Source organism: Intrasporangium mesophilum, assembly GCF_054783095.1.
The window spans coordinates 307,215-323,263 of the sequence record NZ_BAAGRF010000027.1; the positions used below are offsets into that span (position 1 = coordinate 307,215).

Genomic DNA, 16,049 nt, shown 5'->3' on the forward strand with positions numbered 1-16,049 from the left:
TTCAGTCGGGCGACCGGGATCCTGCGCCGGTGATGACGATGAGAGACGGGGCCATCCATTCATTTAGCGCTAAAGTGTCTGCTCGTCAGATCCGGAGGCGGGGGAGGGGAGGTGCTGCTCGCTGGGGGCGACCGTCGTCAACAGCTCCCAGGCCAGCCCGTGACCCAGAGCGACGAGACACACGATCGCGATACCCGCAGCGCGCAGCGCATTGAGGCCCAGCGACTCGAAGAGCTCAGGCGCGGCGCCGACGACGAAGATGACGGCATACAGGACGGCCACCAGCCAACGGTTGCGTCGGAACGGCCCGCGCGCGCCGGAACCACGGTCGACCTGGATCAGCCGGAGCGTCGACCAGGCGCCGAGGACTGCGGCGGCGGCGAACGTGGTGCGCCAGAGCCACGCGCTGCCAGGGTCGATCTGGGCGAACAGCCCCATCAGCCCGGGCAGGAAGAAGGTCAGGTAGACCCCGCCGACGGCACGGCGGGCGCCGGGGGAGACGAGCAGGTCGCGCCGGCGGTCGATCGCGGTCCACCAGAGCCCGACCAGGGTGAAACACGTGGCCGAGACGACGGCATAGAAGGTCGAGAGATTCATACGGACTCCTTCCGGTGTCCGAACCAGTGTCCGAAATCGTCTCACCTGGGCCCCTGGGAGCGAGCGTGCTTTAGCGCTAAAGTGTCGCTCCATGACGGGGCGAGCGGGGGACGAGGTCGAGGGCATCATCGCGGCGTGGCACCGCGAGCGACCCGATGTCGACGTGTCATCGATCGGGATCATCACGCCGGTCTGGCGTCTCGGCGCCGCCGTGATGGCGAACCGCGCGCGCGTGCTGGCCGAGCACGGCATCGACCAGAGCCACCTCGACGTCCTCGGCACACTCCGGCGCGGCGGCCCGCCGTACCGCCTGACCGCAGGCGAGCTGTCCCGACGCTGCCGAGTCACGCCAGGAGCCACCACGCAGCGCGTCGCAGCCATGGAGCGGCTCGGCTTCGTGCAGCGGGTGCGGGAGGAGCCCGACCGCCGGACGGTGCATGTCCAGCTCACTCCACACGGGCTGGCGAGACTCGACGAGGTGTTTGCCGACGTCATGGCCAGGGACGACCTGCTGCTCACCGGCCTCAGCGCACCAGACAGAACGTCCCTGCAAAGCCTGCTGCGCCGGTGGCTCGACCTCGTGGAGTCGGGACCGCTGCACGAACCCATGGGCGAGTCGCCGTGACATCCGGCGCCGGGCGGACAGTTCCTGGTGTGACCTCACCGAACGCACCCAACGTGCCGAAGCCACCTGGCCCACCGGGCCCGAGTGATCCGCCTGACCTCCGACAGGCCGGCCGGCCCGACGACGACACTGCTCGGCTCGAGGAGCTCTTCAGAGCACACGCACCTCGCTTGTTCGCCTACGCGCGCCGCCACGCTCCCGCTGACGCCGCCGATGACGTCGTCTCCGAGACGTTCCTCGTGGCCTGGCGTCGCAGGTCCGAGCTGCCTGACGAACCGCTGCCGTGGCTGCTGGTCGTCGCCAGGAACCTGCTCGCGAACCAGCGCCGGGCCGGCGCCCGGGCCGACCGCCTGTGGCTGGCCACCGTGAGATCCCAGTGGCACCTGCACGCTGCAGCGCCGGCAGAGGACGCCGTCGTGGAGCGTGACCGCTACGTCGACGCCCTCGAGTCGTGCACCCGACCGGAGCGGGAAGCTCTGTTGCTCGTCGCGTGGGACGGGTTGTCCGTCGCCGACGCAGCAGCGGTCGCCGGGTGCTCGCCACGGGCGTTTACCGTGCGCCTCAGCCGCGCTCGCGCTCGGATGCGCGCCCGCCTCGACTCAGACGGCGCAGCTCTCGTCATGCAGACGGGCGGCACTGTCACACAAGGCGGGCCGAGTGTCGCGGGCGTCCCACCGCGGCCTGGACCCGCCACCGAAACCCCTCGACTCAGCATCGCCCAGGAGCTCTCATGACCAACGACCTCGACCTCGACGAGGCTGCCGACCTTGTCCGTCTGGCCGGGCACCGACCCACGAGCGACGACCTCAACGCCGCCTGGAGTCCCGACCGCCGTGAGCGCGTGCTCGCGGGCATCCTCACCGCCGCCTCGTCAGACGGATACGTCCAGACCGACGGAGGCGGTGCACCCAGGCGCCCCGGTGCGACCAGCGGTCCGATCCGCGGCAGGCGACGTCTGGTGGCGCTCGCCGGTGTCGCCGCGGCGGCCGCCGTCGCCATCTCGGTCGTGCCGGCGCTGCTCACGCCGCAGTCGCTCCCGGCAGCAGGCGCCATCGACCGGCTGGCCCAGGCCGCTGGTCGCAGTCACGCCCTCGTGATCCCTGACGGGAAGTTCCTGCACATGGTCGTTCGGGAGACCCAGCATGGCGGTGGCGAGTCCGCGAACGGAACGCGCACCCACGAGTCCTGGACAGACTCGGATGGTCACGTCTGGCGCAAGGACACCGACAACGGTCAGATCAGCTACCTGTCGCTCCCGAGCCTCGACGGCGGCCCTGTCGACATGTCGCCGCGTGGCGTCGCGACGCTGCCTACCGACGCCGATGCGCTGCTCGACCACCTCGAGGGCCGCGTCGAGGGCTCGACCAGCACGGATGAGGCGGTGTTCGTGGCCGTCGGAGACATGACGCGGATGGGTTACACGCCACCGGCCGTCCGCGCGGCGGCGATCCAGGCGCTGGGCCAGCTGCCGGAGGTCTCAGCCGTCGAGTCGCTCGGACAGGTCACGTTGACATTCACCGACGACCGCGCCCGGCCGGGCGTCCGCCAGTCACTGGTCTTCGATGCAAGAACGACCCGGCTGGTCGCAGAGACGCTGACCGCTCCGGACCTGACCTTCAGGTCGGAGACGCTGACGTCCGAGGTCGTCACCGGCGTGCCGGCCGCGGTGACGAGTGGAGCCGCGAACAGTCCGGTCAAGGAAGCGTCCGGGTCAGCGGCGCCGAGCAGCTGACTCAGCGTGCCGGACGCATCGCTGGTCAGGTCGCGAACGTTGTTGCCTTGGCAGCCACCATCGCGACCTGACCAGCGATGCGTCGTGCGAGCCGACCGACGGTCTAAACGCCGATAATCAACATTATGTCATTTTCACGTTCGAGCGACCGCAGAGGCACCTCCCCGTCTGCGCGCCTCGAGTGGAATCTTGCGTACGCCGTAGCCTTGGCCGGTGCAGTGCGACTACTACGACGCGGGCCGCTGCCGTTCCTGCGCGCTCATGGGCGTGCCGTATGCCGTCCAGCTCGCTGACAAGCAGCGTCGCGTCGCGCACGTGCTGGCTCCGGTCGCCGTGGGCGCCACCTGGCTTGCGCCGTTCGCCAGCCCGGAGTCCGCCTTCCGGAACAAGGCAAAGCTCGTCGTGGCCGGTGAGACCGGGTCGGTCACCGTCGGGATCCTCGATGCCGCGGGCCGCGGCGTGGACCTCAGGCACTGCGGGCTCTACGAGCTGCCGCTTCAGCGCCTCATCCCCCGCGTTGCGGCAGTCGTGGACGAGCTGGGCCTCGAGCCGTATGCCGTCCCCGACCGCCGGGGCGAGCTGAAGCACGTCCTGCTGACCCTCTCCCCCACGGGTGAGGTCATGCTGCGCTTCGTGCTGCGGTCCCAGCGCCACCTGGCGCTGCTGCGCTCTCGTCTCGGTCTCGTCCTGGGCCTGCTTCCGGAGGTTGCCGTCGTGTCGGTCAACCTGCAGCCAGTGCACCAGGCCGTCGTGGAGGGCGACACCGAGATCGTGCTCACAGACCAGGACGCTCTGACCATGCCGGTGAATGACATAACTCTGCACCTGCGACCGAACAGCTTCTTCCAGACCAACACCATGGTGGCCGCAGGCCTCTACCGCCAGGCGCGCGAGTGGGTTGACCGGGTCGACCCGGAGCGGGTGCTGGACCTGTACTGCGGTGTGGGTGGATTCGCCTTGCACGCAACGGGATTCGATGCGACGCGACGGCGTGAGGTGCTCGGTGTCGAGCTTTCGGAGGACGCCGTCGAGAGCGCCCGCCGAAGCGCTGATGAGCTGCGTGCTGCGCACCCGGACCTCGGGCCGACGACCTTCGAGGCGGGTGACGCCACCGACCCGACCGCCTTCGACGGCGACGCGCTGGATCACCAGGATGCTCAGTCGGTGGTTGTCGTCAACCCACCCCGTCGTGGCATCGGCGCCGGGCTCGCTGCTTGGCTCGAAGGCACGCGACCGCGGCATGTCCTGTACTCGAGCTGCAACGTCGACAGCCTCGCACGCGACCTCGCTGCGCTGCCGTCGTTCGCGGTCCGCGAGGCGCGGCTGTTCGACATGTTCCCCCAGACGGCGCACCACGAGGTTGCCGTGCTCCTCGAGCGAACAGACTGAGCCATGGCCCGAGACAAGCGCCTCACGACGATCCAGCGACGGTTCGCCGAGTTCGCCGCCGAGTATGCCGCGCTGCCGCTGTACGGCGCGCTGACCAGGCACCTGTCCACGGACGACGACACCGCGAGCCTGCTCCTTGCCGCGCGACCCGGACAGGACCGGCCGGTGCTCTGGCTCGCGGCGCTGCACGAGCTCGTCCTTCGCGAGCCGAGCCTGCCCGCCGCGCGGTGGTATGCAAGCGTCGTGGGCCGCGGCGCCGTGCCCTCCGGCGACCCCTGGCCAGAGGTGCGCGACACGGTCCTGGCCCACCGGGTCGAGCTGACCTCGACGATCGCCGCCCGCTCGACGCAGACGAACGAGGTCAACCGGTGCGTCTACCTCGCCGCAGGTGTCGTCGCCGCGGCCGCTGACCGGGCTGCCTCGGAGGGCGTCGCTCTCGTCGAGCTCGGCGCCAGCGCCGGCCTGCTGTTGGGCCTCGACCGGTATGCCGTCTCGCTGGGCCGCGACGGAAGCGTCTCCACCGCGGGCGACCCAACCTCACCGGTTCGCTGCCACGGTGAGGACCGCTCTGCGTCGCCCGTGCGGGTCGGACCGCTGCCCCGGGTGCTCGGCCGCGCTGGGGTCGACCGCCAGCCGGTGCGGCTCGACGACCAGGACTCGGTGCGGTGGCTTGAGGCATGCCTGTGGCCGGACGTTCCCGGTCGGGTCGAGCGGTTCGACGCGGCGCGGGGTCTGCTGGCATCCGATCCTCCCCCAGTGGTCGCGGGCGATCTGGTGGACGACCTCGACGCAGCCGTCGACGTCGCGACGAGCCGGGCCGACATCGAGCACGTCGTCGTCTACAGCTCCTGGGCGCTGACGTACGTCGAGCGGGAGCGTCGCGCGGACGTGGCGACGCGGCTGGGTGGGCTGGCGAGCGGCATGCCGGCGGTGTCCTGGCTGACCGCAGAGCCGCCGGGCTCGGTGCCCGGGATCCCGGTGCCCGAAGGCCTCGACGAGGACGCGGGTGGCACAGTGCTGGGCCTGCGCCGCTGGCGAGGCGGCCACGAGCTCGAGCCGCTCTGTCTCGGCACGTGCCACCCGCACGGCGAGTGGCTGGACCTCAGCAATGTCCCAGGCCAAACATCATAATGTTGATTACCGGCGAATTCTATTGTGGCACAAGCGAATTCGTAACCGCACGCGTGCCGAACCTGTCCGGGTGGTCTACCGGGCGCGGCGTCCCAGCCCAGCGGCATACTCGTCGAGCGCCCGTAGCACCGCGGGCGCGCGGTAGACGCGGTTGCGCCGGTGCCCGGTCGACTCGAGGAGGATGCCGTCGGCGACGAGCCGGTGCAGCGCCGCCTGCGCCGTGGGAGCAGACACCCCGAGGTCGCGGACGACGACGCGCGCGGTGACCACGGGCTGCCGAAGGAGAAGGTCGAGCAGCGCCCACGAGGCAGAACCGGCGCGGGCCGTCAGGCGCTCCGCCCACCCTTGCCTGACCTCGCGCAGTGCGCCGACCAGTCGCTCGCCGATGTGCGTGCCGTTTCGGGACGCCTCCGCGACGCACCTGAGGATCGGCTCGACGTCGCCTCGGCGGTACGCAGTCAGGGCGTCGAAGTACTCGTCCCGGATGGCCAGCAGCCCTGCGGAGATCGGCACGGTCACGCGGTGGATCGCGCCGGTGTGGAGCAACACTGAGTGCAGCAGTGCCCGCCCGGTGCGGCCGTTCCCGTCGGTGAACGGGTGGATGGTCTCGAACTGCGCATGGGCCAGCGCCGCATGGGCCAGCGGCGGCAGGTCGTCGCGGTCCATGAACGCCACCAGGTCGGCCATGAGGCCAGGGACGTCAGCGGCGACCGGCGGCACGTACTGGGCGTCACCGGGGTGCAGGGGTGACCCGCCGACCCAGACCTGCTGGTCGCGCCACTGGCCCGCCGCGTGCCGGCTCTGCTGTGCCATCAGAGCGCGGTGCATCGCGAGCACGGCGCGCTCGTCGAGGTGCCCCGCGAGGTCGAGCGCCGCCTGCATCGTCCGGACGTTGCCGAGGATCACCGAAGCGTTGGCGCGGTTGCCCTCTCCGATCTCGGCCTCGGCGAGGGCCCGGGCCGAGGAGGTGAGGTTCTCGATCTGGGAGCTCGCGGCGCTCTCGGAGCGCAGCAGCACAGACGCGAAGGGAGCGATCTCCCCCGCTCCCCCGGCGTCGAACGCGGCCAGCAGCCGCGTGGCGTCGTCGAGGTCTGCCACCAGGTCGCTGGGCAGCACGAGCGAGGCGCCGGCGATGGTGGACACCACCGCCGCCTCGTAGCGAGCCGGGGTCGCGCGCTGGGCGCGACGGGACAGGTCGAGGACTCCTTCGACCGGCTGCCAGGGAACAGTTCGCCGGCCGAGTGCGGGCCACGTCGATGTCGTTGCCATGCCACCTCCTTGATAAAGGTTAGCGGATAACCTTAACTAAGGGGCAGCTCTGAGTCAGAGATGCGGCACGTCCGGCCGCGCCTCGACAACCCACCACGCGGCATACGGGCTCAAGGCCGCTCGTCCGTCCGCGCCGCCATAGACCGGGTGTCCCCCGAGCGCGTCGACCGGACGCTCGATGCCGGCCTGGGTGAAGTGGCTCGTCGCAACCGTCTGCCACCGGTCGGTGACGTTGTAGACGCAGACCATCGACCCGCTCGGGTGGCTGCGCACCACGACGAGCACCCCGTCGTCGCCGCCGGCCGGCACGTGTGTGGTCGCCGACGCGTGCAGCTGCGGGAGCGAGGCGCGGACCGAGGCCAGGTGTGCCAGTCCCTGGAAGACCTTGCCCGACGTCGTCGCCGGATCGGCCCTCGTGTCGGCCCTGCTCCAGTCAAGCCGCTCTCGATGAGCCCAGCGGTTGTCGTCCTCGTGGCCCGGCTCCCGAGCCCACTGCGGGTCGTTCGGCATCCCGAGCTCGTCCCCGCTCCACACCACGGGTATGCCGCCCCAGCCGGCCACGACGGCGTGCGCGAGGAAGACTCGCGCCAAGCCCAGCCCGACGGCCTCGTCGTCACCTCGCTCGTCGGCGTCGGCCAGGCCCGCCAGCGACGCAGCGGTCCCGCTGATCCGCTTGTCGCCGGTCAGCGGGTTGTGCTGGAAGACGAGGCCCCGCGACCACGACCCGGGGAAGTCGCCGGCGTACCAGTCCGACAGGAAGCGTCGATGGGCATAGCCGTCGAGCCCGGCTGCGGCAGCGTCGGCGTCGTCGATCGCCCACCCGATGTCGTCGTGGCATCGCACATAGCAGATCCAGGTGCCGCTCGTCGGGGTCGACGGCAGGGCCGACAGCGCACGCTTGGCCAGGCCGGTGCTCTGGGTCGCGAGCATCGACCACACCTGGACCATGAGGCTGTTGTGGTAGGCCAGGTCGCTGACGCGGCCGGCGTGCTCGCCCTGGCCGAGGTACTGCACGAGGTCTCGCGGGCCGACGATCGCCTCGGCCTTGAACGTCAGCGCGGGACAGGCGATCCGGGCCACGGTGCGCAGGGCCTGGGTGACCGCGTGCACCTCGGGCTGGTTCTGGCAGTTCGTGCCGAGACGCTTCCACGTGAAGGCGATGGCGTCGAGCCGCAGCACCTCGACCCCGAGGTTAGCCAGGTAGAGGACGATGTCCGCGAACTCGACGAGGACGTCCGGGTTGGCCCAGTTGACGTCCCACTGCCACTCGTTGAACGTGGTCCACACCCAGCCGCCGAGGTCGTCGTCCCACGTGAAGTTGCCGGGCGCGAAGTCGGGAAAGACCTCCGGAAGGGTCCGCTCGTACGCGTCCGGCATCACGCGGTCCGGGTAGACGTGGAAGTAGTCGCGGTACCGCCGCTCCCCCGCCCGGGCCCGCGCGGCCCACTCGTGCTCACGCGCGACGTGGTTGAGCACGAGGTCGAGGACCAGGGAGATCCCCTCACGACGCAGCGTGGCGGTGAGCGCCCGCAGGTCGTCCACGTCGCCGAGGTCAGGGCGGACACTCCGGTAGTCCTGGACGGCGTACCCTCCATCGTTGTCTCCGTCGCGTGGGCGCAGCAGCGGCATGAGATGCAGGTAGGTGACGCCAAGGTCGCCGAGGTAGTCCAGATGTTTCGCCACGCCGGGCAGGGTGTCGGCGAACCTCTCTGTGTAGCAGGCGTATCCGAACATGCCGGGTTGCTGGAGCCAGTCCGGGCGCAGCAGTCGACGCTGGTCGAGCCGGCGCAGCTCGGGGTCCCTGACCCGAAACGCCGCAACGGCCCGCTCGACGAGCCGGGCGGCCAGCGAGCTGATGTCGTGCTCGGGGTAGAGCTGGGCGAGCGCGGCGACGAGGTCGTCACTCCACCGCTCGAGCCGAAGCTGGATCGTCTCGCGCTCGGAGTCGTCGAGGTCCTCCAGCATCGGCCGCAGCGACTCCGACGTCGGTCCCTGGCGCGTGCCCATGCGCCGATTGAACAGCACCTCGGGCAGCCGCGACAGGGGCGACGCGACGTCGTGCTCAGAGTGCCGGTCCGGACCGTGCGGGTTTCACTCGAAGGGCGTCGGGTCACCCGCGCCCACGCGCGTCACCTCTGGGTAGCCGTCCGAGTAGTCGACGACCGTCGTCGGCTCCAGCCCGCACTCCCCCGAGTCGATGACCGCGTCGATGACGTGGTCGAGCCGGTCCTTGATCTCCCATCCCTCGGTCATCGGTGCCTCGTCGCCCGGCAGCAGGAGCGTGCTGGACAGGATCGGCTCGCCGAGCGCCTTGAGCAGCTCACGCACGACGGGATGCTCCGGGATGCGCACCCCGACGGTCCGCTTCTTCGGGTGCAGCAGCCGCCTCGGCACCTCGCGGGTCGCGGGGAGGATGAACGTGTACGGCCCGGGAGTCGCGGCCTTGATGGCGCGGAACACCGAGTTGTCGAGGTGGACGAGCTGGCCGAGCTGGGCGAAGTCCGCGCACACCAGGGTGAAATGGTGCTTCTCGTCGAGGTGTCTGATCCGCAGGATGCGCTCCTTGCCCTCGGGGTTGTCGAGGGAGCATCCGAGGGCGAAGCAGGAGTCCGTGGGGTACGCGATGAGACCGCCGTCGCGCAGGATGTCGACGGCCTGCCCGATCGCCCGTGGCTGCGGGTCGACCGGGTGCACGTCGAAGTACTTCGCCATGGCCTCACCCTGCCATGCTGGCCATATGAGCGCCGAGGAAGCCCCCGTCGAGATCGTCGACAACCGCGAGCGAGGTCGTTTCGAGATCAGGCAGGAGGGAAAGGTCATCGGCCTGGCGGCATATGCGGTCGTGCCGGCGTCGGGCGAGGACCCCGAGCGGATCGTGTTCTTCCACACCGAGGTCGACCCGGAGTACGAGGGGCAGGGGCTCGCCGGCCGGCTCGCGGCATACGCCCTCGACACGACGATCGCCGCCGGGCGCGCGGTCGTCGCTCTGTGTCCCTACATCCGCACGTACCTGCGACGCCACCCGGAGCCGTATGCCGCCCACGTGGCCCACGCGACGAAGGCTGACGTCGAGGCCGCCGAACGTGCAGCGGCGGCCATCGCCGGAGGCTCCGGCTCGGACAGATGAGCCGGAGCCGCGTCGTCGTCGTCGGTGCTGGGATCGTCGGCTCTGCCGTCGCCCGCAGGCTCACCCGTCTCGCGCCACGCCCCGAGGTGACCGTCGTCGAGAAGGAGCGCGCCCCGGGACTCCACCAGACCTCGCACAACAGCGGGGTCGTCCACGCGGGCATCTACTACGCGCCGGGGTCCGACAAGGCCGTGTTCTCGCGCGAGGGCGTCCGTCGCCTGCGCACCTACTGCGCCGAGAAGGGGCTCGCTTTCGACGAGGTCGGCAAGGTGGTCGTGGCGCTCGACGCGGAGGAGGAGGTCCGGCTGCGGACGCTGGAGTCCCGGGCCAGCGCGAACGGAGTGCCTGGGCTGCGCTGGCTTGGGCCGGAGCAGCTGCGCGAGATCGAGCCACACGTCGTCGGCCGGGCCGCCCTGCACTCCCCGACGACGGCCATTGTCGACTTCGCCGCCATTGCCCGCTCCTTCCTCGATGACGCCGGGGAGCAGGAAGCCGGTCTCGTCACGGGGTTCGACGTCGTGGGTCTGGCCGCCCGTGACGACGGCGGCGTCGAGGTCGTCGCGCGCGATGGGCGCGTCCTGGCGGCCGATCGGGTCGTGCTGGCCGGAGGGCTGCACGCAGACCGTCTCGCCGCCCTGGCGGGCGACGTGCTCGAGCCACGGATCGTCCCGTTCCGCGGCGAGTACCACCGGCTCCGGCCGGAGGCGCGGCACCTGGTGAGAGGGCTCATCTACCCGGTTCCGGACCCGGCCTACCCGTTCCTCGGGGTGCACCTGACCAGGCGGGTCGACGGCGAGGTCCTGCTCGGCCCGAACGCGGTTCTCGCGACTGCCCGCGAGGGCTACACCAAGCGCGCGGTTGACGTGCATGAGATGCGAGAGCTCTTGCTCTCCAAGGGTTTTCGTCGGTTTGCGCGCGGCAACATCCGGACCGGCCTGCACGAGGTGGCCGGGTCGGTGAGCCGCCGTCGCTTCGTCGCGCGCGTGCGTCGCTACGTGCCGGAGATCGGCGACGACGACGTGCTCGGCACCGAGGCCGGCGTGCGGGCCCAGGCGATGGATACCGACGGCTCACTGGTCGAGGACTTCCGCTTCTCCCAGGTCGGCCCGGTCTTCTGCATCCGTAACGCACCCTCGCCCGCCGCCACGGCCTCGCTGGCGATCGCGGACATGGTCGTCGACCGGCTCGACATCGCCTGAGTCACGTGTGGAGGTGCTCACTCGACGTGCACTCTCTCGTCGAGTGAGCCTGCTCAGCGAGCGAGGTCCGACAGCATGGACTCGAAGGGGGTGACCTGCTCGAACGGGTCGACGCGGGTCCGGGCCGGTCGGCCCGCGACGAGGTCGGCGAATGCGGAACCCGCCCGGTCGATGCGGTCGTCGAGGCGGCCGGCGTCGACGCTCCCCCAGTCCTCGGACGCCGCGAAGACAGCGGTCGGAGCGACCAGCGCGCCGAGGTGCGCGAACAGCGGACGGAGTGCGTGGTCGATGGCGAGAGAGTGTCGCGCCGTGCCACCGGTCGCCCCGACCAGCACGGGGGTGTTGCGCAGGGTGTCCTTCGGCAGGACGTCGATGAGCATCTTGAACAGCCCGCTGTACGACGCGGCATACACGGGGGTGGCGACGATGACTGCGTCCGCCTCAGAGATCGCGTCCAGCCGAACCTGAAGGTCAGGCGACGCGAAGCCGGTGAGGACGTTGTTGGTCAGGTCGTGCGCGATGTCGCGCACCTCGACGACCTCGACGACGACCTCTCGCGGCGAGAGGGCACGTACGGTCGCCTCGGTGAGCCGGTCGGCGAGCAGGCGGGTCGATGACGGCTGCGTGAGGCCGGCCGTGATCACCGCGATGTGGATCGGGTTCATCAGTGCACCTCCGGAAGGGTCGAAGCGGTGGTGGCGTCGGGGGACGCACCGGTGACGTCGTCGACCGCGGTGACGGTCGCGTCGCGACCGCCGCCGGCAGCGGCGACGAGGCCGGCGTGGGTGGGCGCGTCCGGGACGTGGGCGGGCTTGAGCGCGGCGAACTCCTTGCGCAGGACCGGGACGACCTCCTCGCCGAGGATGTCGAGCTGCTCGAGCACGGTCTTCAGCGGAAGGCCCGCGTGGTCGAGGAGCCACAGCTGGCGCTGGTAGTCCCCGACGTAGTCACGGAAGCCAAGGGTGCGCTCGATGACCTGCTGGGGGCTGCCCACGGTCAGCGGCGTCTGCGCGGTGAACTCCTCGAGGGAGGGCCCGTGCCCGTAGACCGGCGCGTTGTCGAAGTACGGACGGAACTCGCGGACGGCGTCCTGGGAGCTCTTGCGCATGAAGACCTGTCCCCCGAGCCCGACGATGGCCTGGTCGGCGCTGCCGTGGCCGTAGTGCTCGAAGCGGCGGCGGTAGAGCGCGACCATCTGGGCGGTGTGCTCGGCCGGCCAGAAGATGTGGTTCGAGAAGAAGCCGTCACCGTAGTAGGCGGCCTGCTCGGCGATCTCGGGGCTGCGGATCGAGCCGTGCCACACGAACGGGGGTATGCCGTCCAGCGGGCGGGGCGTGGAGGTGAACCCTTGCAGCGGGGTGCGGTACTTGCCCTGCCAGCTGACGACATCCTCGCGCCACAGGCGATGCAGCAGCGCGTAGTTCTCGATCGCGAGCGGGATCCCGTCGCGGATGTCCTTGCCGAACCACGGGTAGACGGGGCCGGTGTTGCCGCGGCCCATCATGAGGTCCATCCGCCCCTCGCTCAGGTGCTGCAGGGTCGCGTAGTCCTCCGCGATACGAACCGGGTCGGTCGTGGTGATGAGCGTGGTCGAGGTCGACAGGAGGATCCGCTCGGTCTGCGCGGCGATGTACGCAAGGGTGGTCGTCGGCGCGGACGGGATGAACGGAGGGTTGTGGTGCTGCCCGGTCGCGAAGACGTCAAGACCGACCTCCTCGGCCTTCTTGGCGATCTCGACGGTGGCCCTGATCCGCTCGTGCTCGGTCGGCGTCCGGCCGGTCGTGGGGTCCGTGGTGACGTCGCCGACGGTGAAGATCCCGAACTGCATGTGTCCCAGCTCCTAATGGTTGATATTTCAATCGTACCTAACAAGGACCTCCCCTCCCCCATTCCCGCAGCTCGGCGCGCCGCGCAAGCTGCCCAGGCTCGATCCGCCACTGAGCGCGCCCAGCGCAGCTATCGACCCGGGCCAGGAGCTGGCCATGACATCCTGAGCGCGTGACGACAGACATCTCCCCGAAGGACCGCTTCATCACGGTCTACGGCCGGAACCCCGTCCACGAGGTGCTTCTCGACGGCGACCTGCTCGTCGACAAGGTCGTCATCGCGGACAGCGCCCGAGGCGGCGGCATTCGTGACATCGAGCAGGCCGCCCGGCGCCGTGGCGTCGCGGTGCAGCGGGCCAGTGCGGAGCGGGTCAAGAAGCTGGCGGGCAACGGTCGCCAGGACCAGGGGGTCTTCGCCGACGTCGTCGCGCCCAGGATGCGGCCGCTGGCCGCCGCGCTGGACGGTCCCGACCGGACCGACCTGCGGACGGTCCTCGTGCTCGACGGGGTCACGACACCGGCGAACGTCGGGATGATCCTGCGCTCGGCGACCGCCGCCGGCATCGACGGAGTCGTCGTCCCACGTAAGGGCGTCGCCTCCCTCGACCCGCTTGTGGTCAAGGCTTCGGCCGGGGTCGCCTTCCGCGCCCCCATTCTCAAGGTCGCGACGGCATACGAAGCCGTGTCGTCCCTGAAGGCCAACGGGTTCCACGTCGTAGGCATGGACGCGGACGGTGACGACGACCTGTTCCAGGCCCACCTGCGCGAGCCCGTCGCCTTCGTGCTTGGCAGCGAGACGGCTGGGCTCGATCCCGAGGTGGCCGCCCTCGTTGACACCTGGGTATCGATCCCGATGGCGTCCGGTGTGGAGTCGCTCAACGTCTCAGCGGCCGCGGCGGTCGTCTGCTTCGAGCTCGTCCGGCGGTCCCGTCTCTAGGACCCCATGGCCGGTCCCGACCGACCGCCACGAGGTATGCCGACCGGCGGGCGTAGGCGCTGTCGTGGCCGGGCGGGGCGGCTCGTTGCGGTCCGTCGGGCCGCTCAGCCGCACCATTTCTCGGCCAGAGCCCGCACGACCGTCATGTTCCGTGCGGTGCCGACCGCACCGGTGAGTCTCTCGATCCGGTCGTTGGTCAGGCGCGATCCTTGGACCCCGTCGGCGAGGAACAGCACCACGTCGTGGTCGATGACGCGGGCCGCCTCGGTGGGCACATCCCAGGCGTGCAGCGAATCCACGCCCTCGGGTTTCAGGTCACCGGTCATGAAGGTCACATAGCGGCGCGCGTCCGGAGCGATCGGTGAGGCGAGCTCGTCGGCCTCTGCGGCGAGCCTCTTGAGCTGCGCCGGTGTGCGGACGACGACAGGGACCTCGAAGCCGAACGCGTCGCTGATCAGTGCGCGCAGCTCCTTCTCGACCTTGGCGACGCTGCGTGTCCCCGTGCGAACCTTGACGTTGCCGCTCTGGATGTGAGTCTCGACGTCCTCGAAACCGTTGTCGCTCAGCAGCTCCCGCAGTCTCTGCATGCTCACCTTGCGCGTGTTGCCAAGGTTCACCGCGCGAAGAAAGCCGATGTATGTGGGCATGTCAGGATCGTGCCACCTGCGAGGCACCAGCGGCGGCGACGACCCCGGATCCGACCTCGGTGACCAGGCCGCCGACCGTGATCTCACCCGCCGGTCCCACACCGAGTCGGAGCCGCGACGGGCGGCCGGTCTGCGCACCCTGGGCGACGGTGAGCTCCAGGTCCCGCTCGCCGCGTCCGACGAACCAGCCCCCGAGGTTCGCACAGGCCGAGCCCGTTGCCGGATCCTCCTCGAGCATCGACCCGCTTGCAGCGAACATCCGCGCCTCGACCGCCTCCTGGCCGGTCCGAACCCAGGCGTAGACGTGTGGCGGACGGTCGACGGCGTCCAGATACTCGTGGAGCAAGGCCACGACCGGACTCATGGTGCGCAACGCCGCGACGTCGTGGAGCCGCACCACGAGCGACTCGACACCGCAGTCGACCCACTGCGCCGACCCCTCGACGATCTCTTCCACGGCCGTGCCGAGAGCCGCTGCCAGCTGCGCGCGCGTCACATCGAGATCGCGGTGCTTGGGCAGGTTCGCCCGCAACGACCATCCGCCATCGATCCGCGACACCGGGATGGCACCGGCCGGCATACGCAGCGTGATGGCGTCGACCGGCGCACCGGCGCGGGCGGCCGCTCGGGCCGCGACGACCTGTGCGGTGCCCAGAGTCGGGTGTCCCGCGAACGGCATCTCGTACGACGCTGTGAAGATCCGCACGTCACCGGAGGCCGGGTCGCCTGACGATTCCCCGGTGACGAAGGTCGTCTCGCTGAGGTTGAGCTGACGCGCCCAAGCCTGCATCGTCACGTCATCGAGGCCGGCTGCCTCGGGGAACACTGCGAGCTGGTTGCCCGAGAACGGGTCTCCCTGGATGGCGAAGACGTTGAGCAGCACGAATGGAAGGTCCACGAGCAGAGTCTGCCGCAGGGCTACATTGGGCCGCATGGCCGCTCCCGACCGCGTCGTCCCCGGCAGCATCTACCTGTTCCGACACGGGGAGACCGAGTGGTCGCTGACCGGCCAGCACACCGGGCGGACCGACCTGCCGCTGCTCCCCGAGGGCGAGGCCGCCGCGCGCGAGCTGGCCGACGTGCTGCGCCGGCACTCCTTCGAGCGAGTGCTCGTCTCGCCGCTGCAGCGGGCCAAGCGCACCGCAGAGCTGGCCGGGCTCGGAGACTTCGAGGTCGAGCCGCTCCTGCGCGAGTGGGACTACGGCGCCTACGAGGGAGTGACGACCAACCAGATCAGCGCCGAGGTGGGCCACCCGTGGGAGGTCTTCGTCGACGGCGTCAAGCCGGGCGAGACCCCAGGCGAGACGCTCGAGGACGTGTCCGCGCGAGCGCAGCAGGTCATCGACAAGGTCTGGCCCGACCTCAGCAACGGCGATGTCGCACTCTTCGGCCACGGCCATGCCTTGCGGGTGCTCACCGCGACCTACCTCGGCCTCGACCCGCGGTTCGGTCAGCAGCTCGTCCTCGACGCCGGGTCGATGAGTGTCCTGACGCACCACCGGGCGACCCGATGCATCGGCATGTACAACCTCTCGCCGTGGCGGCTGCTCACCGAGGAGTGACGAGGCTG

The 16,049-nt window shown here is 70.3% G+C and carries 17 protein-coding genes; 9 read left to right on the forward strand and 8 right to left on the reverse strand.

Going from position 1 to position 16,049, the window contains the following annotated elements:
- Positions 1-69 precede the first annotated feature (69 nt).
- Positions 70-597 (reverse strand): hypothetical protein, encoded by a 528-nt coding sequence (locus tag ACYVLP_RS19665; protein WP_460629009.1) that lies wholly within the window; start codon positions 595-597, stop codon positions 70-72.
- Positions 598-688: 91 nt separating this feature from the next.
- On the opposite strand from ACYVLP_RS19665, the gene ACYVLP_RS19670 reads away from it, so the two are divergent.
- The 5 genes from ACYVLP_RS19670 (at position 689) to ACYVLP_RS19690 (ending at position 5,474) form a co-directional block, all read left to right on the forward strand.
- Positions 689-1,222 (forward strand): MarR family winged helix-turn-helix transcriptional regulator, encoded by a 534-nt coding sequence (locus ACYVLP_RS19670; protein ID WP_460629010.1) that lies wholly within the window; start codon positions 689-691, stop codon positions 1,220-1,222.
- A gap of 53 nt (positions 1,223-1,275) precedes the next feature.
- A complete protein-coding gene (locus ACYVLP_RS19675; protein ID WP_460629062.1) occupies positions 1,276-1,956 on the forward strand; it encodes an RNA polymerase sigma factor in 681 nt (226 codons plus the stop codon).
- The gene (locus ACYVLP_RS19680; protein WP_460629011.1) at positions 1,953-2,954 is read left to right on the forward strand and encodes a hypothetical protein; all 1,002 of its coding nucleotides are present in this window, start codon (positions 1,953-1,955) and stop codon (positions 2,952-2,954) included. The genes ACYVLP_RS19675 and ACYVLP_RS19680 overlap by 4 nt, the downstream gene beginning before the upstream one ends.
- A 213-nt stretch (positions 2,955-3,167) precedes the next feature.
- On the forward strand, positions 3,168-4,343 hold the full coding sequence (locus ACYVLP_RS19685; protein WP_460629012.1) for a methyltransferase domain-containing protein: 1,176 nt from the start codon (positions 3,168-3,170) through the stop codon (positions 4,341-4,343).
- A gap of 3 nt (positions 4,344-4,346) precedes the next feature.
- Positions 4,347-5,474, forward strand: a complete 1,128-nt coding sequence (locus ACYVLP_RS19690) for a DUF2332 domain-containing protein (protein WP_460629013.1) — start codon at positions 4,347-4,349, stop codon at positions 5,472-5,474.
- Between the two features lie 75 nt (positions 5,475-5,549).
- On the opposite strand, the gene ACYVLP_RS19695 is transcribed toward ACYVLP_RS19690, so the two are convergent.
- The 3 genes from ACYVLP_RS19695 to ACYVLP_RS19705 all read right to left on the reverse strand — a co-directional run bounded on the left by ACYVLP_RS19695 (position 5,550) and on the right by ACYVLP_RS19705 (position 9,455).
- Complete coding sequence (locus tag ACYVLP_RS19695) at positions 5,550-6,743, reverse strand: Fic family protein (RefSeq protein WP_460629014.1); 1,194 nt, start codon at positions 6,741-6,743, stop codon at positions 5,550-5,552.
- A 54-nt stretch (positions 6,744-6,797) separates the two neighbouring features.
- Positions 6,798-8,750 (reverse strand): alpha-amylase family protein, encoded by a 1,953-nt coding sequence (locus tag ACYVLP_RS19700; RefSeq protein WP_460629015.1) that lies wholly within the window; start codon positions 8,748-8,750, stop codon positions 6,798-6,800.
- An 84-nt stretch (positions 8,751-8,834) separates the two neighbouring features.
- Entirely contained in the window at positions 8,835-9,455 is a 621-nt protein-coding gene (locus tag ACYVLP_RS19705) for an L-threonylcarbamoyladenylate synthase (RefSeq protein ID WP_452271563.1), read from the reverse strand.
- Positions 9,456-9,480: 25 nt separating this feature from the next.
- Here ACYVLP_RS19705 and ACYVLP_RS19710 point away from each other — a divergent pair, with 25 nt between their 5' ends.
- Both ACYVLP_RS19710 and lhgO read left to right on the forward strand, forming a co-directional pair.
- Positions 9,481-9,870, forward strand: a complete 390-nt coding sequence (locus tag ACYVLP_RS19710) for a GNAT family N-acetyltransferase (RefSeq protein WP_460629016.1) — start codon at positions 9,481-9,483, stop codon at positions 9,868-9,870.
- Positions 9,867-11,069 carry an L-2-hydroxyglutarate oxidase gene (lhgO, locus tag ACYVLP_RS19715; RefSeq protein WP_460629017.1) on the forward strand — a complete coding sequence of 401 codons (1,203 nt, stop codon included), beginning with the start codon at positions 9,867-9,869 and terminating at the stop codon, positions 11,067-11,069. The genes ACYVLP_RS19710 and lhgO overlap by 4 nt, the downstream gene beginning before the upstream one ends.
- A gap of 53 nt (positions 11,070-11,122) precedes the next feature.
- Here the strand turns inward: lhgO and ACYVLP_RS19720 are convergent, their stop codons facing one another.
- Together ACYVLP_RS19720 and ACYVLP_RS19725 are read right to left on the reverse strand one after the other, a co-directional pair.
- Entirely contained in the window at positions 11,123-11,734 is a 612-nt protein-coding gene (locus tag ACYVLP_RS19720) for a CE1759 family FMN reductase (protein WP_460629018.1), read from the reverse strand.
- Positions 11,734-12,897 (reverse strand): LLM class flavin-dependent oxidoreductase, encoded by a 1,164-nt coding sequence (locus ACYVLP_RS19725; protein WP_460629019.1) that lies wholly within the window; start codon positions 12,895-12,897, stop codon positions 11,734-11,736. Before ACYVLP_RS19725 ends, ACYVLP_RS19720 begins: the two co-directional genes overlap by 1 nt.
- 170 nt (positions 12,898-13,067) lie before the next feature.
- Between ACYVLP_RS19725 and ACYVLP_RS19730 the strand changes: the two genes are divergently transcribed.
- Positions 13,068-13,832, forward strand: coding sequence for a TrmH family RNA methyltransferase (locus ACYVLP_RS19730; RefSeq protein ID WP_460629020.1), 765 nt, complete (start codon positions 13,068-13,070; stop codon positions 13,830-13,832).
- 104 nt (positions 13,833-13,936) lie between these two features.
- Here the strand turns inward: ACYVLP_RS19730 and ACYVLP_RS19735 are convergent, their stop codons facing one another.
- Positions 13,937-14,479, reverse strand: coding sequence for a DUF1697 domain-containing protein (locus ACYVLP_RS19735; RefSeq protein ID WP_460629021.1), 543 nt, complete (start codon positions 14,477-14,479; stop codon positions 13,937-13,939).
- Position 14,480: 1 nt separating this feature from the next.
- The gene (locus ACYVLP_RS19740) at positions 14,481-15,377 is read right to left on the reverse strand and encodes a PhzF family phenazine biosynthesis protein (protein ID WP_460629022.1); all 897 of its coding nucleotides are present in this window, start codon (positions 15,375-15,377) and stop codon (positions 14,481-14,483) included.
- Between the two features lie 34 nt (positions 15,378-15,411).
- Between ACYVLP_RS19740 and ACYVLP_RS19745 the strand changes: the two genes are divergently transcribed.
- Positions 15,412-16,041, forward strand: coding sequence for a histidine phosphatase family protein (locus ACYVLP_RS19745; protein WP_460629023.1), 630 nt, complete (start codon positions 15,412-15,414; stop codon positions 16,039-16,041).
- Positions 16,042-16,049: the final 8 nt, after the last annotated feature.